Source organism: Pseudomonas sp. MAG733B (assembly GCF_036884845.1).
Classification (GTDB): Bacteria; Pseudomonadota; Gammaproteobacteria; order Pseudomonadales; family Pseudomonadaceae; genus Aquipseudomonas.
Genome location: NZ_CP145732.1, coordinates 4,564,144 through 4,586,099, shown reverse-complemented (window position 1 = coordinate 4,586,099; position 21,956 = coordinate 4,564,144). Strand labels below are relative to the sequence as shown.

At 57.3% G+C, this 21,956-nt stretch carries 21 protein-coding genes and 3 pseudogenes; 9 read left to right on the top strand and 15 right to left on the bottom strand.

All coding sequences use genetic code 11. The annotated features are described in order from the left end of the window. Positions 1–60: 60 nt before the first annotated feature. The 4 genes from V6Z53_RS20955 to V6Z53_RS20940 all read right to left on the bottom strand — a co-directional run bounded on the left by V6Z53_RS20955 (position 61) and on the right by V6Z53_RS20940 (position 2,624). A complete protein-coding gene (locus V6Z53_RS20955) occupies positions 61–735 on the bottom strand; it encodes an NAD(P)-binding domain-containing protein (RefSeq protein WP_338581520.1) in 675 nt (224 codons plus the stop codon). Positions 736–799: 64 nt separating this feature from the next. Further along, entirely contained in the window at positions 800–1,444 is a 645-nt protein-coding gene (locus V6Z53_RS20950; protein ID WP_338581518.1) for a hypothetical protein, read from the bottom strand. 48 nt (positions 1,445–1,492) lie between these two features. Then, a complete protein-coding gene (locus tag V6Z53_RS20945; RefSeq protein WP_338581516.1) occupies positions 1,493–1,963 on the bottom strand; it encodes a hypothetical protein in 471 nt (156 codons plus the stop codon). Positions 1,964–2,150: 187 nt separating this feature from the next. Continuing rightward, entirely contained in the window at positions 2,151–2,624 is a 474-nt protein-coding gene (locus V6Z53_RS20940; protein WP_338586542.1) for a sigma-70 family RNA polymerase sigma factor, read from the bottom strand. Between V6Z53_RS20940 and V6Z53_RS20935 the strand changes: the two genes are divergently transcribed. The 5 genes from V6Z53_RS20935 to V6Z53_RS20915 all read left to right on the top strand — a co-directional run bounded on the left by V6Z53_RS20935 (position 2,541) and on the right by V6Z53_RS20915 (position 7,719). Next, positions 2,541–2,744 carry a hypothetical protein gene (locus V6Z53_RS20935; protein WP_338586598.1) on the top strand — a complete coding sequence of 68 codons (204 nt, stop codon included), beginning with the start codon at positions 2,541–2,543 and terminating at the stop codon, positions 2,742–2,744. The two genes, V6Z53_RS20940 and V6Z53_RS20935, sit on opposite strands and share 84 nt — an antisense overlap. Positions 2,745–2,777: 33 nt before the next feature. Next, positions 2,778–3,809, top strand: a complete 1,032-nt coding sequence (locus V6Z53_RS20930) for a FecR family protein (protein ID WP_338581514.1) — start codon at positions 2,778–2,780, stop codon at positions 3,807–3,809. A 98-nt stretch (positions 3,810–3,907) separates the two neighbouring features. Continuing rightward, the gene (locus tag V6Z53_RS20925; protein ID WP_338581513.1) at positions 3,908–6,286 is read left to right on the top strand and encodes a TonB-dependent siderophore receptor; all 2,379 of its coding nucleotides are present in this window, start codon (positions 3,908–3,910) and stop codon (positions 6,284–6,286) included. Positions 6,287–6,379: 93 nt separating this feature from the next. Then, on the top strand, positions 6,380–7,531 hold the full coding sequence (locus tag V6Z53_RS20920) for a PepSY domain-containing protein (RefSeq protein WP_338581511.1): 1,152 nt from the start codon (positions 6,380–6,382) through the stop codon (positions 7,529–7,531). Next, a complete protein-coding gene (locus V6Z53_RS20915) occupies positions 7,528–7,719 on the top strand; it encodes a hypothetical protein (RefSeq protein ID WP_338581510.1) in 192 nt (63 codons plus the stop codon). The genes V6Z53_RS20920 and V6Z53_RS20915 overlap by 4 nt, the downstream gene beginning before the upstream one ends. Positions 7,720–7,768: 49 nt before the next feature. Here V6Z53_RS20915 and V6Z53_RS20910 read toward each other — a convergent pair whose 3' ends face one another. Further along, positions 7,769–8,662 (bottom strand): LysR family transcriptional regulator, encoded by an 894-nt coding sequence (locus tag V6Z53_RS20910; protein WP_338581509.1) that lies wholly within the window; start codon positions 8,660–8,662, stop codon positions 7,769–7,771. 265 nt (positions 8,663–8,927) lie between these two features. Here V6Z53_RS20910 and V6Z53_RS20905 point away from each other — a divergent pair. Together V6Z53_RS20905 and V6Z53_RS20900 are read left to right on the top strand one after the other, a co-directional pair. After that, positions 8,928–9,269, top strand: a pseudogene (locus V6Z53_RS20905) (alpha/beta hydrolase); the annotation flags it as partial. A gap of 89 nt (positions 9,270–9,358) precedes the next feature. Beyond that, on the top strand, positions 9,359–10,525 hold the full coding sequence (locus V6Z53_RS20900; protein ID WP_338586541.1) for an MFS transporter: 1,167 nt from the start codon (positions 9,359–9,361) through the stop codon (positions 10,523–10,525). 172 nt (positions 10,526–10,697) lie between these two features. On the opposite strand, the gene V6Z53_RS20895 is transcribed toward V6Z53_RS20900, so the two are convergent. Both V6Z53_RS20895 and V6Z53_RS20890 read right to left on the bottom strand, forming a co-directional pair. After that, on the bottom strand, positions 10,698–11,519 hold the full coding sequence (locus tag V6Z53_RS20895) for a transporter (protein ID WP_338581507.1): 822 nt from the start codon (positions 11,517–11,519) through the stop codon (positions 10,698–10,700). Positions 11,520–11,544: 25 nt separating this feature from the next. Further along, the gene (locus tag V6Z53_RS20890) at positions 11,545–12,651 is read right to left on the bottom strand and encodes a DUF1254 domain-containing protein (RefSeq protein ID WP_338581506.1); all 1,107 of its coding nucleotides are present in this window, start codon (positions 12,649–12,651) and stop codon (positions 11,545–11,547) included. A gap of 1,384 nt (positions 12,652–14,035) precedes the next feature. Here V6Z53_RS20890 and V6Z53_RS20885 point away from each other — a divergent pair. After that, entirely contained in the window at positions 14,036–14,575 is a 540-nt protein-coding gene (locus V6Z53_RS20885; RefSeq protein ID WP_338581505.1) for a hypothetical protein, read from the top strand. 95 nt (positions 14,576–14,670) lie between these two features. On the opposite strand, the pseudogene V6Z53_RS20880 reads toward V6Z53_RS20885, so the two are convergent. The 8 genes and pseudogenes from V6Z53_RS20880 to V6Z53_RS20845 all read right to left on the bottom strand — a co-directional run. Next, a pseudogene (locus V6Z53_RS20880) lies at positions 14,671–14,979 on the bottom strand (N-acetyltransferase family protein); the annotation flags it as partial. Between the two features lie 7 nt (positions 14,980–14,986). Continuing rightward, entirely contained in the window at positions 14,987–15,688 is a 702-nt protein-coding gene (gene arsH / locus V6Z53_RS20875) for an arsenical resistance protein ArsH (RefSeq protein WP_338581504.1), read from the bottom strand. 12 nt (positions 15,689–15,700) lie between these two features. Next, the gene (locus tag V6Z53_RS20870; protein WP_338581502.1) at positions 15,701–16,171 is read right to left on the bottom strand and encodes an arsenate reductase ArsC; all 471 of its coding nucleotides are present in this window, start codon (positions 16,169–16,171) and stop codon (positions 15,701–15,703) included. A 26-nt stretch (positions 16,172–16,197) separates the two neighbouring features. Further along, positions 16,198–17,481, bottom strand: coding sequence for an arsenic transporter (locus V6Z53_RS20865; protein WP_338581501.1), 1,284 nt, complete (start codon positions 17,479–17,481; stop codon positions 16,198–16,200). Between the two features lie 23 nt (positions 17,482–17,504). Further along, positions 17,505–17,852, bottom strand: coding sequence for a metalloregulator ArsR/SmtB family transcription factor (locus V6Z53_RS20860; RefSeq protein WP_338581499.1), 348 nt, complete (start codon positions 17,850–17,852; stop codon positions 17,505–17,507). Between the two features lie 154 nt (positions 17,853–18,006). Beyond that, on the bottom strand, positions 18,007–18,834 hold the full coding sequence (locus V6Z53_RS20855) for a DMT family transporter (protein ID WP_338581498.1): 828 nt from the start codon (positions 18,832–18,834) through the stop codon (positions 18,007–18,009). Between the two features lie 73 nt (positions 18,835–18,907). Beyond that, positions 18,908–19,277 (bottom strand): annotated as a pseudogene (locus V6Z53_RS20850) (transposase); the annotation flags it as partial. 174 nt (positions 19,278–19,451) lie between these two features. Further along, positions 19,452–20,777, bottom strand: coding sequence for an MFS transporter (locus V6Z53_RS20845; protein ID WP_338581497.1), 1,326 nt, complete (start codon positions 20,775–20,777; stop codon positions 19,452–19,454). 213 nt (positions 20,778–20,990) lie between these two features. Here V6Z53_RS20845 and V6Z53_RS20840 point away from each other — a divergent pair, with 213 nt between their 5' ends. Beyond that, positions 20,991–21,956 carry a nitronate monooxygenase gene (locus tag V6Z53_RS20840; protein WP_338581496.1) on the top strand — a complete coding sequence of 322 codons (966 nt, stop codon included), beginning with the start codon at positions 20,991–20,993 and terminating at the stop codon, positions 21,954–21,956.

Here is a 21,956-nt window from a genome sequence, read left to right as displayed (position 1 = left end):
TACAAGTCGGTTTCGAGGTCGGCAAGATATCCCATACCTGTCTGAGTCTCACTATTTGCCCTAAAGGCCCAACTTCCGCTCAAGTTCAGCCTCGGTCCAAACGCCGCTGAGGGGGCCGCCCGGCAAGCCTTCATTGGCTCGCGTCAGCGGGAACACCACCGGCGTAAATCCGGCGTCGCGCACCAGCCGCGCTCCCATTTCCCGGGCCTGGGCGTCGTCGGCAAAAAGGGGAATCGCCTTGTCTTTGCCAGACTGGTCTTTCATGGCGGCATAGCCGATGGCGTTGAACGCTCGCACCAGGTGCACCCCTGGCAGATATTGCTGGTCTGCCAGGGCTACTCCCAGATCCAGCGCCTTGCGCCCAACGTCTGCGTCTCGTCCGCTGAAGGGGTTGCTGGTGCTGAACACCACCTTGCCGTCCAGCTTGCCCTTCAGTTGTTCGGACAGTACCGGCATCGCGCCGTAGGGAACACTCAACACGATCACATCGCCCCATACAGCGGCATCACCGACAGAACCCGCCTGGGCGTTGGGGCCGGCGGTCTTGACCAGTTCCGTCAGTTCCTCGGGGTGGCGCGATGAAAACATCACCGAGTGCCCGGCCTTTGCCCATAGTGTGCCAAGCGTGCCGCCGACATTACCGGCGCCAATCACGCTGATCTTGAGGGTGTCCGCCATCGCCTGGCTGGTGCACAGAACCAGGCTGGCGAGCATCAAAAAGAGGATTCTGGACATTCGTTGTGCTCCTGCGTTGGAAAGCAAACTTATATCCACTGTAGTAGAGCCCGCCGGGCTAACTTCAGTTGGCGGCGGACGAAACCACATCATCCGGCGATTTCACCTTGCACAAGCCTTTTCCAAACACATCGGTGGCTTTTGTATTGGGCCAGCCTGGAAATTGCAGGTCATGGGACAGGTTCGTTATCGCGACGTTGGCCAGGAATGGGTGGGCCTTTTTTATATCGACAACGGCCTTTGCAAAGTCGTCTCGATTGGAAAGGCACATCGTCAGCGAGTTTGCGTGGAAGTTGCCAATATAGACGGCGTCCCCAGGCTTGACGCTGAAGAGTAGTGGCGTTTTCTGATCGGCACTGAACCCGTCAAAAAAACGGTAGTACCAGTGGGTGACTTCATAAGTGCCGGCTGGTACTTCGTAAACGAAGCTGTTGCCCATGATATGTGAGGTGCCACGAATTTCGTTGTTCTGGTCCAGTGTTGTAAGTGCGATGCGGGTCGCTTTCGCCTGGGAGGCCGGATCATGATATTTGAGCAATACATTCAGTCCGTGCGGCTGAGTGAGAAACCCCTCGGAAACAAAACCGACAACAATCGCTTTTTGGGGATCGATGGGCTTATGTTCATCGGCTCGATCAATCATGTTGGAAGCGGTGACGCAGCCGCCCAGCGTTAGCATGGCGGCAAGCGCCAATATCCACTTGTACATCCTTTATTTCCTTGTGGTGAAGTTGCGATCCGGCAGGGCATGCCTTGGTCAATCGTTAGTGAGAAACACCACGGTCTGCTGACCTTCTTCGACAACGATTCGTCTTACCAGCGAATTCATGTCGACTACGCTCCAGATGAAATAAGCACCTGCCGGTATTGCGTCAAACTGGAATTCGCCTGAGCTGTTGCTGTGTGTGCGACGGGTGAGCGGATCAATTCGGGGGTCAAACCGATCCGGCAATCGAATACCTTCCCGTTCGGCCTGTTGCCGCTTTTCTGTGTAGGGCGTTGCTGGCCACAGCAGCATATTGCTGTTGTCGCCATAGAGTATCCGGCCTCGGCGGTCCGTGAAGTACAGCTTTCCCGAGATAGACCCAACGCCTGCTGTTGCCTGCGCCTGCATCAGTTGTGCGTATTCGGCTTCGGGCATCCGCGAGATGGGTTTGGGTTCGTTGTTGGTAGAGCATCCGGCCAAGGTGAGTGCCAGTAATGCGGTGGTAAAGCGCCATACAGCCATCAAAAAGCTCCATTTACTGCACGAGTGGACGTGCAGGGTCCTGTTCGGTATTTCGGTTTGTTTGTTGTGAGTCGGCCAGCGCAGTCGTCTGAGGCTGCGCGATTGTGAACACTCCGCTGGTCACCCTCGATATGCGCAACTGGCGAAATGATACCTCGGCGCGGATGAAATTAAGCGGGTCAAAGCATCAAAGCGCTTTCTGCCGACAGTGGAGCAGGGCCTCGCTGATCATGGCGTGGACCAGTGAAGGAGAAACACCGAGGATCTTTGCGATTTCATTCTGTTTCATGCCGTGAATTCGGCACATTTCGAACGCATAGCGAGTGCGTTCTGGCAAATCCGACAAAGCTCCGGAAACCCTTTCCAGCACCTGTTGATCCGACACCAGTGCTTCCGGCGTTTCCGTCTGTGGGCCGGACATCTCGCTGCTGTCATCGTCCTGGACGATCCAGCGTTCTTCAAATTGGCGGCGACGGTAATGGTCGATCGACAGATTGCGCACTACACGAGTGAGGTACGAAGCTTGGGACCGGATCGGCCCGCTGGCGTCGGCTTCACCCACTTTGAGAAAGGCTTCATGGACAATGTCTTCGGCATGGCTGCGGCATCCGGTGATTCGCGCCGCGAGTCCAATCAAGCGCTGACGCCGCTCAAAGAACACTTCAAGCAATTGGGACCCGCTCCCCGCCGTATTGGGCTTTTGCATGATGCACCTGAATTATTTTATGAATCTGTCAGCGAGGGTCGTGAATTTATTCTTATTAAGAATTATTTGCAATAATGTTCCCGTCAAGCCGAAGGTGATTTCAGCGGTGTGCTGGAACTGAACCAAAACCACGGGACATGGAGTAAGCTTGCCGAAATTTTTCTTCTACCCGCCATGATGACCAATCTTCCCTGCCCGCAGAAATCTACTGGTGAAATTGCTGCCGACTGGTGCGTGCGACTGCATTTCGGCGAGTGCACGGATGCAGATCGTGCCGAGTTCCGGCGCTGGCATGATGCTGACCCGTCCCATGCGGTGGAATACACGAACATGTGTCGCATCTGGCAGGTCAGCGAGCAGCTACCCGCCAGCGTCGATGTCGACAGGTCGGGGCGCTCGCGCTGGAGCCAGCCGTTGTCCTGGATGGCGCGCGCGGCAGTGGTGCTGGCGGTCGTCGGTGCCGCTTGGGGTACAGGTTGGTCAGCGGGCATGTTGCCGGGCAGTGTTCGCTACTTCATGGCGCAGGAAGTTCGTCGACAGGTGCTGCTGCCTGATCAAAGCCAGGTGCAACTCAATCAGCGCACCAGCCTTGTCTATCTCGGTTTCCGCGATCAACGCCAGGTACATCTGCGTAATGGCGAGGCGTTTTTCGATGTGCAGCACGATCTTGAAAAGCCGTTCGTGATCCGTGCCGATAACGCGAGTATCAGAGTCACCGGTACCCATTTCAATGTCTGGACCGGCCAAGAACTCACCACGGTAACCGTCACCCAGGGTTCGGTGCTGGCGTCGCGCGATGGCGGCGATGACAACAATCAGGGGACGGTGCTCACGGCCGGAATGCAAGCGGCATTTGGCCCTGACCGCATGTTGCAGTTGGCCCGCATCGATCCATCCCGGGCCGCTGCCTGGCGCAATGGCAAGCTGATGCTCGATGATGTCAGCCTGCGCGAGGCGCTGCCCCTGATCAACCGCTACCTTGACGTACCGTTGAAGCTGGCGAGCAGCGATGTCGGCGACCTGCGCTTCGGTGGCACCTATGACACCGCCGACCTTGGTCAACTGGTCAGCGCGCTGCCGAAGGTATTGCCAGTCAAGTTACGTCACAGCGATCAAGCGACCCTGCTAATCAAGCGCTGAAACCTGTCCTCTGGATTTCTTTTTTGTGATTTTCTGAACAAATCACACGCTCATTCGTCGATCCGGCATGCCCTGACAATCAAGCTACCGGAAGCATTATGAGCGCCTATCCACTGAATCGACCCGCCCTGCGTCTGCGCCGCTGCATCGCCGCCGCCACTCTTGGCCTCACGCTGGTGACAGCTGCGCCGGCGATGGCCGACCCGGTCCAAGTCAACATCCCTTCGCAGGCGCTGTCGTCGGCGCTTTCCGATCTGGCCAGGCAGACCAATCTGCAGATCATCTACAGTCAGGACACCGTGTCCGGTATTCGTAGTCGTGACGTCGCCGGAGAGATGGAGCCTGAGGCAGCGCTGCGTCAGTTGTTGGGAGGGGCCAGGATTGCCTACCAGATCGAAGGCAATCATGTGACCTTGCAGGGAAGCCGGGATGACTCGGCGATGACTTTGCCTGTCACCAGCGTCGTTGGTCAGGCGTATAGCTCCGTGAGCGCCGACGACGGCTATGTCGCCAAGCGCGCTTCTGCTGGCACCAAGACCGACACACCTCTGGTTGAAACGCCATACTCGGTTTCCGTGGTCACCCGTGAGCAAATGGAAGCCCAGCAGCCCAAGACCATCGGCCAGGCCCTGCGTTATACGCCGGGCGTCAATGCCGAAATCGCCGGTCCTCAGTTTGTGACCGACCAGTTGACCATTCGCGGTTTTCAGCAGGGCACCGGGCGCATGTTGCGTGATGGAACGCGCACCTTCCTGCCCGAGTTTCTCGGCTGGGACGCCCCCGAACCTTATGGTTTGGAACGAATTGAAGTGCTGCGCGGTGCCAGCTCGGTCCTTTACGGAGCCTCCGACCCGGGCGGACAGATCAATCTGGTGACAAAGCGCCCGACGATCGAGCCACTGCATGAAGTGCAGTTGCAAATGGGCAACCAGAATTACCAGCAGGGCGCCTTTGACCTGGGGGATGCGCTGGACGAGGAGGGCATCTGGAGTTATCGCCTGACCGGCCTGTTCCGGGAAGCCGATGCCCAGACCGATCACATTACCAACCGTCGTCAGTACATCGCCCCAGCCATCAGCTACCGCCCCAGCGACAACACCGAGCTGACGTTCCTGGGCGAGTACCAGAAGCAGACCGGCAACTTCGCCAACCCGCTGCCGGCCGACGGCACTGTGTTTCGCGACCCGCGCGGTCGCCTGGACCGCGACACCTACGTGGGTGACAGCGCCTATGACTTCATGACCAACGAAAAGACGTCTTTGGGCTACGTATTCGAGCATCAATTCGATGAAGTCTGGACGGCGCGGCAGAACGTACGTTACAGCGACTATCGCCAGGCCAGCTCCGAGATTGCCTTGTTCGGGCCAGCGGGCGACCAGTACTCGCGCTACAACGATCAACGCAAGGGCGACGGCCATCTGTTCACCATGGACAACCAGATTCAGGCCAACTTCGCCACGGGCCCGCTTGACCACACGCTGTTGACCGGCGTCGACTACAACAACGGCAAATTCAATCAGGATCAGTCGCTGAATTTCATCCTGGAAAGCTTCGACGTGTTCAATCCGGTCAACGGGCAGCCACTGACCTTCTTCCCGTTCAGCGCCAACAGCTACGAACAGAAAATGTCGCAAACCGGTGTTTACCTGCAGGATCAGTTGAAGGTCGACAAGTGGGTGTTCCTCCTCGGTGGTCGTTACGATTGGGCCAGCAACCAGAAGGACGATCGCGATCCGCAAACCCAGAAGGATGAGAAGTTCAGCGGTCGCGCCGGTATTGTCTACCTCTTCGACAATGGCCTGGCGCCCTATGCCAGCTACAGCGAATCGTTTTTGCCGGTGATGGGCGTCACCGCTGATAACTCGCAACTTGATCCGGAAATCGGCAAACAATACGAAGTGGGCCTCAAGTACGAGCCGCCAGGGTCCAACAGCCTCTACACCATTGCCTGGTTCGACCTCACCAAACAAAACGCCACGGAGAACGTCAACGGCTTCTCCCGCCAGGAAGGTGAGGTTCGTTCCAAGGGTGTGGAGCTTGAGGCCAAGACCGAAATCACCCAGGGTTTCAACCTGATCGGCAGTTACACCTGGAACGATGTCGAAGTCACTCAATCGGAAACCGGCAACAAGGGCAATACACCGTTCCGGGTACCCGAGCACATGGCGTCGTTGTGGGGTGATTACATCGTCCAGAGTGGCTCGCTGGCTGGCTTGCGTCTGGGTGCAGGCGCCCGTTACGTGGGCAGCACATTCGGCGATTCGGCCAACAGTTTCAAAGTGGACAGCTATTCCGTGATCGACGCTCTGGTCAGCTATCAACTCGGCAAGGTCGATGCTTCGCTGGAGGGCGTAGAGGTGTCGTTGAACGCCACGAACCTGTTCGACGAAGAGTACGTGGCCGGTTGTTTCAGCAACGTTGGCTGCCAGTACGGACAGCAACGCACTGTCTACGGCACCGTAAGTTATAACTGGTAAACCGTGGCTGGCCAGGTACAGTTTTTTGTACCTGGTCGCTGGCGGTGCCAGCAACTCTCGGCAAGCGTGGATCTATAGGGAAAAGTACCGAACATGACCGCCCGAGCCTTGCGCAATTGGTATCTGCTGCACAAATGGACCAGCCTGATCGCCACCCTTTTTTTGTTGTTGCTGTGCCTGACGGGATTACCGCTGATCTTTCATGAAGAGATCGAGCATTCCTTCGAACCCCACCCGGAACTGCGTTCGCGGACTGCCGCAGCGCCGCGAATCGACTACGACAAGGTTATCGCCAGTGCCTTGGCAGCACGGCCAGGTGAAGTCGTGCGCTTCGTCGGTTTCGACCCGCAAGACCCGCTAGGTGTGGTGATCACTGCAACGAGCCTGGTGCCTCCGCCGCTTGACGGTCACTCTCAGCCGTTCGATACGCGCACCGGCGAGCTGTTCCCGCCGGAGCCGCCGGATGATGGTTTCATGAACCTGATGCTGCGCTTGCATACCGATTTGTTCCTCGGTCTCCCCGGTTATCTGTTCCTCGGTTTCATGGGGCTACTGCTGGTTGCGTCGCTGGTTTCCGGCGTCGTGGTGTACACGCCGTTCATGCGCAAGCTGGACTTCGCCACCGTGCGCAGCGGACGTAGTCGACGACTGAAATGGCTGGACCTGCATAATGTGCTCGGCATCGTCACGCTGGCCTGGATATTGGTGGTTGGCATTACCGGCGTGATCAACACCCTGGCGCTGCCCATACAGGGGATGTGGCAGACGGGCCAGTTGGCGGAGATGACCGCACCCTACAAAGACGCACCGCCGCTGGAACGCCTCGGCTCATTGCACAGGGCGCTGGAATCCGCTCGAAACGCGGCGCCGGACATGGAGCCAAGCTTCGTTGCATTTCCCGGTACTCAGTTCAGCAGCCAGCATCATTACGCGGTGTTCATGCGCGGTACCACGCCACTCACCGCGCGCCTGCTCAAGCCGGCGCTGGTGGACGCGCGAACGAGTGAACTGACCGACATGCGCGAGATGCCCTTGTACGTGAAAACCTTGCTGCTCTCGCAACCCCTGCACTTTGGCGACTATGGTGGCTTGCCTCTGAAGATCATCTGGGCACTGCTCGACGTGATTACCATCGTCGTCCTGGGGAGCGGCCTGTACCTCTGGCTGGGCCGACGCAAGGTTCCGTTGGATAAGCGCCTTGCCGAGCTTAATGCCAGTGGCGTGGGAATAGAGGGCAGGGCATGAGGCGCGGCCTATGGATGATATTTCGCTGGCCGCTGTTGTTGGCTCTGCTGAGCTTTCTCGGGCTGTTTTCGGCACTGATCGGCGATGAGTTCTATGACCTGCTGTCGTGGCTCAGCCTGGGCGTGCCATTGCTGCTGGTCGGTGTGGTGTGGATACGCATGCGTCGTGTAAATCGGCCGCGTTCGTGATCGTATGCGGCGATCTGCTGGAAGGGCGGAGACGGAACAGCCATTAAGCTCAGCGTCTGTATTTCAGCGCCTCAATCAATGCAGAAAAGGCAGGAGAAGCCTGGCGTCTGTTGGGGTAATACAAGTGGTAACCCTGAAACACAGGACACCAGTCGGCCAGGACTTCTTTGAGTCGGCCGTCGGCCAGATACGGAGCGACCAATTCCTCTGGTACGTAGGCCAGACCAATGCCATCAACGGCGGCATTGAGAACATGCATGATGCTGTTGAAAACCAGTTGCCCATCTGCCTTGACCGTAAACGCCTGGCCATCTCGTTCAAACTCCCAGGCGTAAATCGCCCCTGATGGCCTGTGTCGAATATTGACGCAGTCATGGGCAGTCAACTCGTGGGGCGTCGCTGGTGCCGGTTTGCGTTCGAAATACGCCGCAGAGCCCACTACCGCCAATCGCCAATCCGGTCCTATGCGAACCGCAATCATGTCCTTGCTGATCGATTCGCCCATGCGAATGCCGGCATCGAAACGTTCCTCGACCACGTTGGTGAATCCATAATCGACGTAGAACTCCAGTGTGATATCCGGGTAGTTCTTCAAGAAGCCTGCAAGCATCGGCCGAATGCACAACTCAATCTGATCGTCAGTGCAGGAAATACGAATCGTGCCACTAGGCTTGTCCCGCAATTCGCTCAAGGCTTCAAGCTCAACAGCGATCTGATCAAAAAGCGGGGCGATCGAGCGCATCAATCTTTCTCCCGCCTCTGTCGGCGACACATTGCGTGTCGTGCGGGCCAGCAGGCGTATGCCCAATCTTTGTTCAAGAGCCCGGATCGTATGACTTAGCGCAGAAGGCGTAACGCCCAGTTTGGCGGCGGCTTTGGTAAAGCTTTGATCGCGCGCCACCGCCAGAAAAGCTTGGAGATCGTTGACTTTGGTATTGGCCATTGCTGAGTTTTTCTCAAAACTACATGAAGATTATGGCTACTAATCAGGTTGTCTTGAATCCGTCAAGCTCTGTCACCTATCTGGAACGGAGTACTGATGATGAGCGAGACACCTGTAAATCTCCTTAACGCTACAGACACCTTGACGCCTCCAGGGTTTGATCGGCGCCAATTCGTAAAGGCCACCGGCGTCAGCATTGCGGCTCTGGGCGTCCTTTCTGTCGCAGGCGGTGCAGCTTGGTAAAGATGCAGGCCCAGTGACTCGTGAATTCTGGGACTTCTACCCTACGTCACGCGGCATCCATATCCCTCATGGCAGAACATTGGAGCTGACGCAAAACCGCGCCTTGACCAGTGAAGTCAGGTTCGTGAATTTCTATCCATTCAACGATATCGAAACGATTTCCCCGCGTCCGCTGCTGTTCATCGCTGGCGATCAGGCGCACTCCAGAGAGTTCAGCGAGGACGCCTACCAACGCGCCGCCGAACCCAAGGAACTGGCCTGGGTTCCCGGTGCGGGTCACGTGGATCTGTACGACCGCGTGAACTTGACTCCCTGGACCAAACTCACCGCCTTTTTTACCCGGCACCTGACGGCGGTTGGCTAAAAGACCAGTGCTTCGGCCTACAGTATTTGATGAGAGGTTTTTGCATGACGGCTCAAGTATTCGACACCCCGACAGGTGATGCCCTTGGCATGCCGAGGACTGGGGAACTGCCGGCTTACTGGAGTGGCATCTTTGCGATGACACTGTGCGTATTCGCGCTGATCGCTTCCGAGTTCATGCCTGTCAGTTTGCTCACGCCGATTGCTTCGGATCTACGTATCAGCGAAGGACTGGCCGGGTATGGGATCGCCATCTCGGGCGCCTTCGCGGTGCTGACAAGCCTTACGATTTCCAGGCTTGCGGGCTCAATGGATCGCAAGACGCTGTTGCTGCTACTGACCGGGATTATGTGCGTGTCGGGGCTGGTGGTGGGTCTGGCGCCAAACTACACGGTGTACATGATTGGTCGTGCGCTGATCGGCGTGGTGATCGGCGGGTTCTGGTCGATGTCGGCGGCAATGGCCATGCGCCTGGTACCGGAACGTAGCGTGCCCAAGGCTCTGGCAATCTTTAACGGCGGCAATGCCTTGGCAACCGTTGTGGCCGCCCCATTGGGAAGCTATCTGGGGAGTGTCATCGGTTGGCGGGGTGCTTTTTTCTGCCTGATTCCGGTCGCGATCATCGCGTTGATCTGGCAATGGATCAGCCTGCCAAGCATGAAGACGGCACCGCGAAAACCGGACGCTGGCAATGTCTTTCGATTGTTCAAGCGCCCATTGATCCGTTTTGGCATGTTGAGTGTGGGCACTTTCTTCATGGGGCAGTTTGTATTGTTCACCTATCTGCGCCCGTTCCTGGAGACCGTCACGGGTGTAGATGTCTCCCTGTTGTCGATGATCTTGCTGGCCATCGGCGTAGCAGGTTTTGTCGGAACCACCCTGATCGGCACTTTCCTGAAAACCGGCATGTACCGCGTCCTGGTCTGCATTCCACTCTTGATGGCCGCGATTGCACTTTCCTTGATTGTCCTTGGCGGCGGTGTCGTGGCAGCATTTGTATTGCTGGGGCTGTGGGGCCTGATCGCGACGGCGGCACCTGTGGGGTGGTGGTCGTGGTTGGCCAAGGCGTTGCCCAAGGATGCTGAAGCCGGTGGCGGCCTGATGGTCGCAGTCATTCAGCTATCCATCGCGCTGGGCTCTACCCTCGGCGGACTGCTGTTCGACGGGAGCGGCTACCGCATGACATTTCTCGCAAGCTCTATCTTGTTGGTACTCGCCGCAGTGATGGCCTTTTTCACATCGCGAAACCCGGCTTGATAGAAGGCAGATTTGAGCAAGGCAGACAACCGTCCGCAATATGTCAGATTAAATTTAATCCAACGTGTGCTATTGGCTGATTTCTGCCTGTCGCGAAGGGCGGCAGACGACCCACAGCTGCCGGTGAGCACTGGCAAAAATCGACCAAAAGCAGACGCTTGAGCGAGTTGGCTCAGCGCGGAAATAACAGGGTCACGGCAAAACGAAAACCCCAACCTTGTGGGCCGTCGTCAGGGCTGTCGAGCCAGTAACGTGGCCCCGCTTGCACCGTCAGTGGCTGGCCGCCGATTTTCAGCAATTGCGTAACGGTCAGATTGACCGGCACTGACCATTCGCGTGATTGCCAGTTGTAGGTTGATTCGGTGTTTACGCCCCAGGTCGTCAGGGTGCTGGTGGTGTAGGAAAGGAAGGGTTGCAGGAACGTCTGATTGACCTTGTCCTTGTCGTCCGGTGGGCTGCCGTCCAAGCCCCAGATGTGGTTCGCCAGGATGCCGTGCGTCCAGCCATTTTCCTGTTTAAGGGCCACCGCTGTCGGGCCTATCCCCCATTGCTCGCTGCCGAGCAATTCATCACTTCCCGTAGGTATCAATATCGCCGGGCCGACCCCGAGTATCCAGCCAGTTTCCGTGGGTTGTTTGGGCGAGAAGAAAAAGCTCTGCGTGATATCGCCAACGCCGGATTTGTCCGCCGCCCCATTCGGCGCCAAACCGTGCTGATCGATGACTGGCAAGATGGTGCGGGAAATCAGGTTCCAGTCATCGTTAAGGGTAAACGGCAGCACGGGCTGGATATTGGTGACGCTGTGCATGCCGTCACCGGTTGGCCCCATTTTTTGATCCCAGTTGTACTGCACCGGCAGGCTGTACATGGCCGCGACCGGGTTAAGCGCCTTCTTCGCCAGCTCCGCCGAGTCCTCTGCTTGAGCGCCTGGCACGAACCAAAGAGTGACGAATAGCGTCGCTCCCGCACTCCAGTAATGCGTGTCAGTCCCCATATCTCTTCTTCCTTGGGTTCAGTGATCAATGAGTGACAGGTTTTGGCTCAGGCAATTTGTACTCATTGTTCTGCACGGACTTATCCGGCATGTAGACCCGGAACGCCAGCGTCCAGTTGTCAGTCGGTGCGATCAGCAGGTTTTTAGCATCCTTGCCGCAGGTTTGTGGATTGCCAAAGTGCAGGGTGAACGTCTTGGCATCCTTGTCGGGCACGATCTCATGGTTCGAAAGGCTGGAGCCTTCCTCGGTGTGAAGGTACAGATCGTCGCCGTACATCGTCATGGAATAGAAGCCCAATTGCGGATTGGTCATGCCCGGTATCGGGTAAGTCGCGGCATAGCAGATATCTTTCTTGACCTTGTACGACTTGAAGGAATACCAGGCGTGTTGGTCGGGCAATAGTCCGGTAGCTACGGCAGCCCCCACATTGATGTCATCTTGAGAGATAAAGCCGCGAGCCCCCATGGTTTTGCTTACACCACGGGTATCGGCAGTCTTCACGTAGTGCGCTTTGATTTGCTTGAGCTGCTCCTGATTCCAATCAATAGCCTTGAAGGCTTTTGGTGTGTAACCGGACGGAAAGCTAACCTTGTACTCATCTTGGATGGCATTGGCCTTGGCAACATCTGCAGGGTCATTCGGATTCACTTGAGTACGGATATTGACCACGACGAAGTTGGTGACGGTCTTGGGATCGATAACGTATTCACCGCCACCGTAATAGACGGTGTCGGTGACATGATCATGCTGCATTAGGTGAACCGAGGTGTAACGTCCGTCGCCTTTGGGCACATGGATGGTGGCACCGTGCGACGCGTCAATAATGGCGAATGAATACAAAGTATCGCGGTTCATCAATACGGCTGGCTGCTTATCGAGCTCCATCGGTTTCCGGTGATTGTAAAATTTGTTGGTCGCTCCGAGCTTCACTTCATTTTGCATGGACTCATCCAGCACGGCGAAAGCGAAGTTTTCTGGGCTCACAGTAACGTTCTTTTCGTTGACCAGCGTCGACTCAAGTTTTCGGGCCGCGTCCAGGCTGAGCAGGGGCGTTTTTTCGTCGGCCTGCGCAACATGAATACTCGTTGCCAGTAAGCTCAACAGGAAAGCAGTGGGTGCCAGTACATTCATCGAAAATCGCTCCTTGCAAAAATTCAGATACAACATTGATCAAGCAGCGCCATTGGCTGATCAAAGTCGAAACTCCCATGGAACTGGAAAAGTCCCATTGCTCGGGACAGCAATTGGAAAGCGTAGGCAACTGTTACCAATGCGCAATTTTTGGTTGGCCTTTTGACATTCGATAGACAGCTTTGGGGCGATTTCGGCTGGTGACGAAAGGCAGCTATTGGCCGATTTCTGCCTGACTGGGAGGGGCGGCACCCGGCCTAGAGCGGACGCTGCGCAAGTGTTCAGGATGCAGACAATGTGGAGGGTGCCATACTGCAAAAGATCACTGCCAGACAGCAGAACCGAAAACGTTTCATCCACCGAACAGGCTCATGAGAACGACGGCCTCCCCCGTGCCAAAAATGAAGATGATGAGCATGAAAGTAAGGATCATCTACTGAATAAACATCGAGATGACTCGCCGGGGCACGAACTAGAGTCACCATAGCCACGCCGAGAGCAAAAATGACCAGCGAAAATTCGAAGAGGACTTCGCATACGCTCGGACGGAACTGACGGCTGCGACCGAGGACGTTATGAGCTTCGTCAGAGCAGGGAAGGCCTTTGGAGACGAGTGGAGGGCCGCAGTTAAGCGCGAACGCGAGGCACATCGGAGAATCTTGTGGATACTTGATAGCCCTATGGCCTCATCCTCGAAGGATAAGTAGGAATCACAAGGATTTGTGCCCGGCCAGGGCGTTAGACAAACGCTTCGGTTGAGCTAATGTTTAGAGGTTCGCCTCGCCAGTCGCAGTCCAATCAGCTCGTCCCTGAGCGGCTGGGGAGGCGCACTTGTCTATTTTAAGTTTATCGATCTGACCGCTAAAGACAGCTTCGATATCCTTATTGAATCACCTAGCCTTCACCATTTTTGCGGCCCAAGCACCTAAGTTAGGGGAAGCAATCCCCAAGTGTGGGCATTTTGGTTAAGGGCGATGAAATCCTATCGACAAAAAATGGGCCATTACGCGGCTGCGCTGTGGATCGAGACCCAAATATCACAGTGGCTTGGTTATTGCTCTAGCGCACTTATTGAGTTTTTATGAGTAAGGGAGTTAGAACCTTGTGGAAACATCCTCTGCTTCTTGGCGTCACATTCGGAATGGGGATTCTTGCATTCGGATGGGCATTGAGCGTTGTTGTTCTACATTCGGTCATCCGATAAACCAGCTGTCGTTGGTTGTCTTTTGCGAATAGCAGTTTCAACGGATGGTCACCTTGGCGGAGCTACTAATCGCCAGGAAGGCGTTCATCCCGGTATCGCCAGCCGAGCTTGCCGACTAATGGCGTGGAAGTTCCACAGTGCCTGTGCCTTACTCGAACGCCAAGTCGAGGAGGGCAGTGCATGCGTCGTAGAGGACCGCAGTTCTGGCTTTGGGTGAACAAACAATTCCCTACAAGGATCCATGAAGAACGGCTCAGGGATGGGCGGCGCGTGGAAATACAATCACGCGTTACGCACAACAAACAAGTGCAAATTTTTGTCGGTATCTATCACGAAAATGGCGCCCCGATGCGCGAGGAGTTCCATGACCGACCATCTTCAGAGAGGCTAAATAGCGCACTGAGTTGGGGGCTTCAGCGTGCACGGACGATTCTCGTAGAGAGCGAGCCCTTCTGCGCGCCCCATCGTCCGCAGTTGACTCTGGGACCAGTGATTACCGACGACGCAGTACTTGCACTCAGACGTATGGAGATGACAAAGGAAGAACAGCGCAAGCTCAATATGCTTGATGCGAATGCGGAATACACTGCTGCCACCTTGGCGATGTTGACCCTGATGCGCTCTGCCTCTGTCGACTTCGACGTTTGGGAAGCGCATCGTGTTCGTTTACAGCAGGCTATAGACCGCAGAGTTAACCTGCTGCGCACTTATCTGATTTAGGTGTCGCAATCATTGAGAGGCCTGTGATGCAGAAGGCACCGCGGGGCAATTTGTGAGTTAAGGAAAAGATTTGAACGACTGTTATGGGCAGGCTGTTCATACAGGCTGCGACCCACGCCGGTGCGACGTTCGCTCTCAGCGATGTAGACCGTGACATCGACCGCCCAGCGGTACGCGGAGCGAGCGCGGTGCTGGCTGGCATAGGCGTAGCCGACCACCTGGCCTTCTCGTACCGCTACCAGGTACGGGTAAGACCGTAGCGTTGCTACGATGCGCTGCTGTATCTCTTCGGCAGTGGGCGGCACCTCTTCGAAGGAGATCGCAGTATCGGTTACAACCAGAGCATAGATAGCCTGGATGGCCGAGGCATCTTGAACCTGTGCCACTCTGATTTCGATAGACATGCTGGCCTCAGATTGATCGCTGGTTCACGCGCGCCATGAGCTGTTCGGCACTTTCCTTGCGTTCCGAATAGCGATCCACTAGAAAATCCTGACGGTCACGCAGCAGGAGGGTGAACTTCACCAGTTCTTCCATCACGTCCACTACCCGATCGTAGAACGCCGAGGGCTTCATTCGGCCGGCTTCATCGAACTCCATGTAAGCCTTCGGCACCGAAGACTGATTGGGGATGGTGAACATGCGCATCCAGCGCCCCAGTACACGCAGCTGATTGACCACGTTGAAGGACTGCGATCCACCACAGACCTGCATCACCGCCAGTGTCTTGCCCTGTGTGGGGCGAAGTGCGCCGAGTGCCAAGGGTATCCAGTCGATCTGCGCCTTGAACACGGCGGACATGGCGCCATGGCGTTCCGGCGAGCACCAGACCTGACCTTCCGACCACAGCACCAGCTCACGCAGTTCCTGCACCTTGGGATGATCCACAGGGACATCGTCGGGCAGTGGTAACCCGCAAGGATTGAAGATGCGGGTTTCTGCGCCAAAGTGCTCTAGCAGGCGCGCGGCTTCTTCGACCAACAGTCGGCTGAACGAGCGTTCGCGGGTCGATCCGTACAACAACAGGATGCGTGGCTTGTGCTCGGCCGGGCGAGGCGTGATCTGCACGTCGTCGAACAAAGAAAGGTCAAGGTTAGGCAGTTGCTCTGACATACATCCTCCGGCTCAGAAAGCACCGATTCGATCCAGCTCGCGTTTGAGTTCATCACGGCTAAGACTGTTGAAAGGAAGCGCGAGGAAGGCTTTACAGCGTTGCTCGATGCGCGCCAGCGTGGCGCGGAAAGCCGCGTCAACCACGGCTTCGTCACCCACCACGTCGGAGGGATCTTCCAGACCCCAATGGGATTTCAGCGCCGGGCCGAAATATACCGGGCAGCTTTCGCCGGCTGCCTTGTCGCACACGGTAATGACGATGTCCGGCAGGTTGACCTCGAAGGCATCATTGCCCTTGCTGCTCAAACCTTCGACGCAAATGCCGGCCTGTTGCAACGTGGTCAGGCTGCGCGGCAGCACTTGCCCATTGGGAAAGCTCCCGGAACTTACCGCTTCAAATCCCTGCGGCGCCAGGTGGTTGAACATGGCTTCTGAAAGGATGCTGCGGCAACTGTTGGCCGTGCACATGAACAGGACGCGCATAGGTACTCCTGCCGCTTTCGCGGACATCAAAGGCTCAGGCGCAGTGCCAGCGCCGAGAGGGTGATCAACAGAACCGGAAGGGTCAGCAGGATGCCAACCCTGAAGTAATAACCCCAGGTGATGCGCATGCCTTTGCGTTCCAGCACATGCAGCCACAGCAACGTGGCAAGGCTGCCGATGGGGGTGATTTTTGGGCCGAGGTCGCAACCGATGACGTTGGCGTAGATCATCGCCTCGCGAACCAGGCCCTCGGCGCCGCTGGCTTGAATGGACAGCGCGCCGATCAGCACGCTAGGCATGTTGTTCATCACCGACGACAGCAACGCGGACAACAGGCCGGTGCCGATGGCGGCGCTCCATAGACCCTGATCGGCCAGCCGCTCGAGTACGTGGGTGAGAGCATCCGTCATCCCGGCGTTCTTCAGGCCGTAAACCACTAGGTACATGCCCAGGGAGAAGACCACCACCTGCCACGGGGCTTCGCGCAACACGCGGCGAGTGGAGATCCTGTGGCCTCTGGCGGCGACCGCGAAGAGGATCGCGGCGCAAGCGGTAGCGACCGCGCTGATGGGAATGCCCAATGGCTCCAAGGCGAAGAGGCCAACCAGCAACAAAACCAATGTCCACCAGCCAACGACAAAAGTGGCGCGGTCGTGAATCGCCGTTTCGGGTTTCTTCAGCGCATCAATGGCATAGCGTTTCGGCAAATCCCTTCGGAAGTACACAAAGAGCATCAGCAAAGTGGCGGCGACGCTGGCCAGGCTTACAGGCACCATCACCGAGGCGTACTCAGCAAAACCCAGCCCGAAGTAGTCGGCGGATACGATGTTCACGAGATTGGACACCACCAGCGGCAGGCTGGCGGTGTCGGCGATGAAGCCGGCGGCCATCACAAAGGCCAGGGTCGCAGCCGGGGAGAAGCGCAACGCCACCAACATGGACATGACTATTGGCGTGAGGATCAGCGCCGCACCGTCATTGGCAAATAGCGCAGAGACAGCCGCACCCAGCAGCACGCAGAAAGCGAACAACCGGTAGCCGCTGCCATTGGCCCAGCGTGCCACATGCAGGGCGGCCCATTCGAAGAACCCCGCTTCATCCAACAATAGACTGATGACGATTACAGCGATGAACGTGGCGGTTGCGTTCCAGACGATGGCCCACACAGTGGGGATGTCCTGCAACGACACTGCACCCACCGAGAGAGCGATGAGCGCACCGATAGCGGCGCTCCAGCCTACGCCCAGTCCTTTGGGTTGCCAGATGACCAGAATGAGGGTGAGCACGAAAACAGCGACAGCGACCAGCATTGAAGTCTTACTCGTTCAGGGGGTCAGCAACAGGCAACATCGCGGACAGGGCGTCCGTCCATATTCTGAAGGCGCGAAGCGTTGTTTTGCAGCCAAATAGCGTTGGCCTGCAACGTCACTTGCAGCATCTCGTGCACCCAGGCGGGAAGATCCGGATTGAGACGGTAGTAAACCCACTGCCCCTGGCGACGATCCAGCAACAGGCCGCTGCTGCGCAGTTGGGCGAGGTGACGACTGATCTTTGGTTGGCTGTCATCGAGGGCGCACATCAGTTCGCAGACGCAAAGCTCGCCCTGGTTGGCGATCAGCAAAGTGGCGCGGGCGCGAGTTTCGTCGGCCAAGCTTTTGAATACTTCCGGTGGCGTGATCATGCTAGGGTTCTTTTACATATGGATAATCAAATATACGGATATCCATATGTTTAAGGCAAGTCATTATGGGTGAACGACCGCTCCTGGCCGGCAGTTGCCTGTCGCGAAGGGTGGTAACAGACCCCAAGCTGACCTCGGCTTTGCGCCCTTGCCGTCAGCCAATGATGATCGTGCCGACAGCAATCACCGCGCATGCCAATACTTTTCGGACAGTCAGTGTTTCGCCCAAGAAAAAATATCCGATCAATGCCGCGAACAACACGCTGGTTTCGCGCAACGCCGACACCGCTCCCATGGGCGCGGCGGACATGGCGTAGATGACGATGCCATAGGCCAGAAGTGAAACCAGACCTCCAATGAAGGCCGACATGAACCCCGGTCGCAAGGAACATAAACTTTTCGCGTCGCGCACACCGACATACACCAAAGGCATCAAGATGCCCCACAAGGCGCACATCCATACCGTGTATGCCATCGGCGCGCCGGACAGGCGGACGCCAATGCCATCCGTCACGCTATAAGCCGCAATGAAACAACCGGTTCCCAGGGCGTAAGGCAGACTGGGAACGGCAAGCTTGCGTCCCCTGAAGGCCAGCGAGATGATGCCGCCTGAGACCAGTAAAATGCCGATCATCGCCACTGGCCCAACCGTTTCTCCGGCAAAAAGCGAAGCGGCGAGGGTAATGAGGACAGGCGAGGAGCCCCGTGAGATAGGGTAAGTTTGTCCAAGGTCTCCAACCTTATAGCTGCGCACCAGGAACAGGTTGTAGCCAACGTGCAGCACCGCTGAAAGCGCTGCGTAGAACCAGCTGGCTTGGGCCGGAGCTTCCAAAAACAAGGCTGTTGCGATGCTGGCAATGGCTACCGCCACGCACATGATCGTCATCGACCAAAGTCTGTCGGTGCCACCGCGCAATGCGGCATTCCAACTGGCATGCAAGAGCGCTGCGAAAAGTACGAGCAAGATAATGTGATAGGGCATGTGCCATCCTAAGCAATTGGGCGCCTCGACTAAAGCGAAGTCCTCGCATCACTTGAAGAGTAATTCCTCATCCCTCATTTTTGAGCTTGGCGATTTTCTCTTTCAGCCGCCCGGTACTGGTCTCGAAAGCTGTGGGTTCTTGCCGATCGGCAGCATCGAGTACCGTCAGGTAACGGTTGATACTCGATTCGATTTCTTCCATTCCTCGAATGGATGCGGTTGAGATAGCCGTAAATGTAGATATTCAGCAGGATCGCTGGGTGGTAAGCAGGCCGGCCTGTGTCGGCTGGGATAGCACCGTCAAAACCCAAGGAGACCAGGTCGAGTTCATCGACAAAGACGTCGACTACGCGCACCGGGTTGGTATCGCTGACGTAGTCGTCGAGGCTCTCGGAAAGTAAGGTGCCTTGGCCTCGATGTTCACCTTGGATGAAGCGCTTCATGGGCGATCCCTGCGATGAAATCCTCAGAAATCATAGCAAGTGTTCGCGAAGGCGTTTTTACACACTCTGGGCCGACAGCTGCCGTTGGCGACAGACAGAAATCGGCCAATAACTGCCCTCATTCGAAAGCAGCTATCGGCCCTCACTCATCACCTTGCAACATTCGCAGAGTGATCAGGTCTCCTGACCCGCCGCCTGCAAATGTGGCCGATGATTGCGCCGGAACAGCAGCAACATGATCACCCCGCCCATGGCCACGATGGCCGCCGCCACTCGCAGGGCCATCCCCAGGTCACCGGTGGCCGTGGTGATGTATCCCAGCAGGGAAGGACCAATCGCGCCGCCCAGTGCGCCGATGCTGCTGACAATGGCGATCCCGGCGGCTGCGGCGCCGCGGGAAAGTACTTCGGGCGGGATCGACCAGAACACTGACAGGCTCGCGAAATGCCCGGCTGATGCGATGCTCAGCAGCAGGATCGAGAACAGCGGATTGCCTTCTGCCGTGCGCAGCAGGGCCAGGCTCAGGGCGGCGGCGAACAGTGGCAGGGCGTAGTGCCAGCGACGCTCGCCGGAGCGGTCGGAATGGCGGCCTACCCAGAGCATGGCGGCAATGCCCACCAGCGCCGGTATCGCGGCCAGGAAGCCGACGTGCATGACGTCGGTGATGCCACTGTTGTGGATGATGGTCGGGGAGAAAAACGCGATGGTGTTGGCCAGCACATAACTGCACAGCGAGATCACCCCCAGCACCAGCAGCTTCGGCTCCTGCAAGGCCAGGCGCAGCGAACTCTGATGGCTTGACGGTGCATGAGCCTGCTGTTCAAGCTGCAAGTCCCTCTCGACCTGTTGTTTTTGCTGGTCGGTGAGCCATTTCGCATCCGCCGGTTTGTCATCCAGCCATACGAAAGCCACCACGCCCAGGATCATCGCTGGCAGGCCTTCGAGCAGGAACATCCACTGCCAGCCCTTGAGTCCCATGTACCCGGAAAAGAAGCTCATGATCCAGCCGGAAAGGGGGGAACCGATCAGTCCGGCGATGGGCACGCCGACGAAAAACAGCGAGGTAATGCGCCCGCGTCGGCTGGCAGGATACCAGTAGGAGAGGTACAGAATGATCCCCGGGAAGAACCCGGCTTCTGCCACTCCCAGCAGCACGCGCAAAGTGTAGAACTGCCACGGCGTCTGCACGAACATGGTCAGTGTCGACACCAGCCCCCACAGCAGCATGATTCGCAGCAGCGTCTTGCGCGCACCGATGCGGGCCAGTAGCAGGTTGCTCGGCACTTCGAACAGCAGGAACCCGACGAAAAACAGGCCGGCGCCCAGCCCGAACACCGCTGCGCTGAAACCCAGGTCGTTGCTGAACTGCAGCTTGGCAATGCCAATGTTGACCCGGTCTATGTAATTGACGATGTAGCACAGCAACAGCAGCGGCATGATCCGCCAGCTGATGCGCCGATAAACCGCCGGGTCGTGGCCCGGGGACGAGGAAGATTGCATGGGAACTCCTGTCTTGTTTTTGTTAGGTGAAGCCGATGCCGGGCAGTTGCCTGAAGATCGCAGGCGGGCCTGCTGAGTCCGTCCGTCATGCAGCTTGCGAGTCAATGCGCTTATACGATTTGCCTGCCAATTGCAGGCTCGCCATATGATTGACAAGGTCAACTATGTAGTTGATATTGTCAACGTAAATTAAAACAAGACGAGGCGTGACCGATGTCGTTGAAGACCCCTTTGACCCGCCTGCTCGGGATCCAGTATCCAATCATACAAGCGGGCATGAGTTGGGCCTCCAGTTGTGCCGCCCTGCCTGCGGCCGTCTCCAACGCAGGTGGGTTGGGGGTGATTGCTGCTGGCCCCATGCGCCTGGAAGACCTGGCGCAGACCCTCGCCGAAATCCGGACACTCACCGACAAACCCTTCGCCGTCAACATCCCGCTGTACCGCAAGGGCGCCGCCGAAATACTCGACCTGCTGGAACGTGAGCGAGTGCCGGTGATCATCGCCAGCCAGGGCTCGCCCAGGCCGCATGTGCAGCGCTTTCATGCTTATGGCGCGACCTGGATGCACGTGGTGGCGTTTGTCGAGCATGCGCAAAAGGCCGCGGCGGCCGGCGTCGATGCGCTGGTGGTAGTCGGCTGCGAGGCCGGCGGCCACCCACCCGCCAATGAGGTGAGCACGCTGGTCAACGTCCGGAGCGTGCTGCAACACGTGGACTGCCCGGTGGTCGCCGGCGGGGGTGTTGCCGACGGCTACGGCATTGCGGCGCTACTGGCGCTGGGCGCCGATGCGGTGCAACTGGGTACGCGCTTCATCCTCAGCGAAGAGGCGCGCCTGCATCCCGAATACAAACGCAAAGTGCTGGCCGCCGGCATCGACGACACCCTGCTGGTGGGCCGCGGAAAGCTGCCGGTGCGCAGCGTGCGCAACGACTTCACCGATCGCGTACTGGCCGCTGAACACGACGGCCAGCACATCAGCAATCCAGCATCCTATGAGGCGCTGCTGGCCTCGGCCACCCTCAAGCAAGCCAGCCTCGAAGGCGACACGGCCAACGGCAAGGTCGAGGCCGGCCAATGCGCGGGGTTGATCAACGAGATACAACCAGCCGCCAGCATCATGGCGAAATTGGTGCAAGAAACCGAACAGGCATTGAAACGTCTGCGTGACATGCAGTCTTGA

Bases quoted from the DNA above. Each gene is read 5' to 3' on its own strand.
- V6Z53_RS20920 (WP_338581511.1), top strand. From the start codon at position 6,380: ATGACCGCCCGAGCCTTGCGCAATTGGTATCTGCTGCACAAATGGACC.
- V6Z53_RS20955 (WP_338581520.1), bottom strand. From the start codon at position 735: ATGTCCAGAATCCTCTTTTTGATGCTCGCCAGCCTGGTTCTGTGCACC.
- V6Z53_RS20885 (WP_338581505.1), top strand. From the start codon at position 14,036: ATGCGTCGTAGAGGACCGCAGTTCTGGCTTTGGGTGAACAAACAATTC.
- V6Z53_RS20865 (WP_338581501.1), bottom strand. From the start codon at position 17,481: ATGCTGGTCGCTGTCGCTGTTTTCGTGCTCACCCTCATTCTGGTCATC.
- V6Z53_RS20860 (WP_338581499.1), bottom strand. From the start codon at position 17,852: ATGATCACGCCACCGGAAGTATTCAAAAGCTTGGCCGACGAAACTCGC.
- V6Z53_RS20910 (WP_338581509.1), bottom strand. From the start codon at position 8,662: ATGGCCAATACCAAAGTCAACGATCTCCAAGCTTTTCTGGCGGTGGCG.
- V6Z53_RS20925 (WP_338581513.1), top strand. From the start codon at position 3,908: ATGAGCGCCTATCCACTGAATCGACCCGCCCTGCGTCTGCGCCGCTGC.
- V6Z53_RS20950 (WP_338581518.1), bottom strand. From the start codon at position 1,444: ATGTACAAGTGGATATTGGCGCTTGCCGCCATGCTAACGCTGGGCGGC.
- V6Z53_RS20890 (WP_338581506.1), bottom strand. From the start codon at position 12,651: ATGAATGTACTGGCACCCACTGCTTTCCTGTTGAGCTTACTGGCAACG.
- V6Z53_RS20895 (WP_338581507.1), bottom strand. From the start codon at position 11,519: ATGGGGACTGACACGCATTACTGGAGTGCGGGAGCGACGCTATTCGTC.
- V6Z53_RS20945 (WP_338581516.1), bottom strand. From the start codon at position 1,963: ATGGCTGTATGGCGCTTTACCACCGCATTACTGGCACTCACCTTGGCC.
- arsH (WP_338581504.1), bottom strand. From the start codon at position 15,688: ATGTCAGAGCAACTGCCTAACCTTGACCTTTCTTTGTTCGACGACGTG.
- V6Z53_RS20840 (WP_338581496.1), top strand. From the start codon at position 20,991: ATGTCGTTGAAGACCCCTTTGACCCGCCTGCTCGGGATCCAGTATCCA.
- V6Z53_RS20855 (WP_338581498.1), bottom strand. From the start codon at position 18,834: ATGCCCTATCACATTATCTTGCTCGTACTTTTCGCAGCGCTCTTGCAT.
- V6Z53_RS20915 (WP_338581510.1), top strand. From the start codon at position 7,528: ATGAGGCGCGGCCTATGGATGATATTTCGCTGGCCGCTGTTGTTGGCT.
- V6Z53_RS20845 (WP_338581497.1), bottom strand. From the start codon at position 20,777: ATGCAATCTTCCTCGTCCCCGGGCCACGACCCGGCGGTTTATCGGCGC.
- V6Z53_RS20935 (WP_338586598.1), top strand. From the start codon at position 2,541: ATGGACAATGTCTTCGGCATGGCTGCGGCATCCGGTGATTCGCGCCGC.
- V6Z53_RS20870 (WP_338581502.1), bottom strand. From the start codon at position 16,171: ATGCGCGTCCTGTTCATGTGCACGGCCAACAGTTGCCGCAGCATCCTT.
- V6Z53_RS20900 (WP_338586541.1), top strand. From the start codon at position 9,359: ATGCCGAGGACTGGGGAACTGCCGGCTTACTGGAGTGGCATCTTTGCG.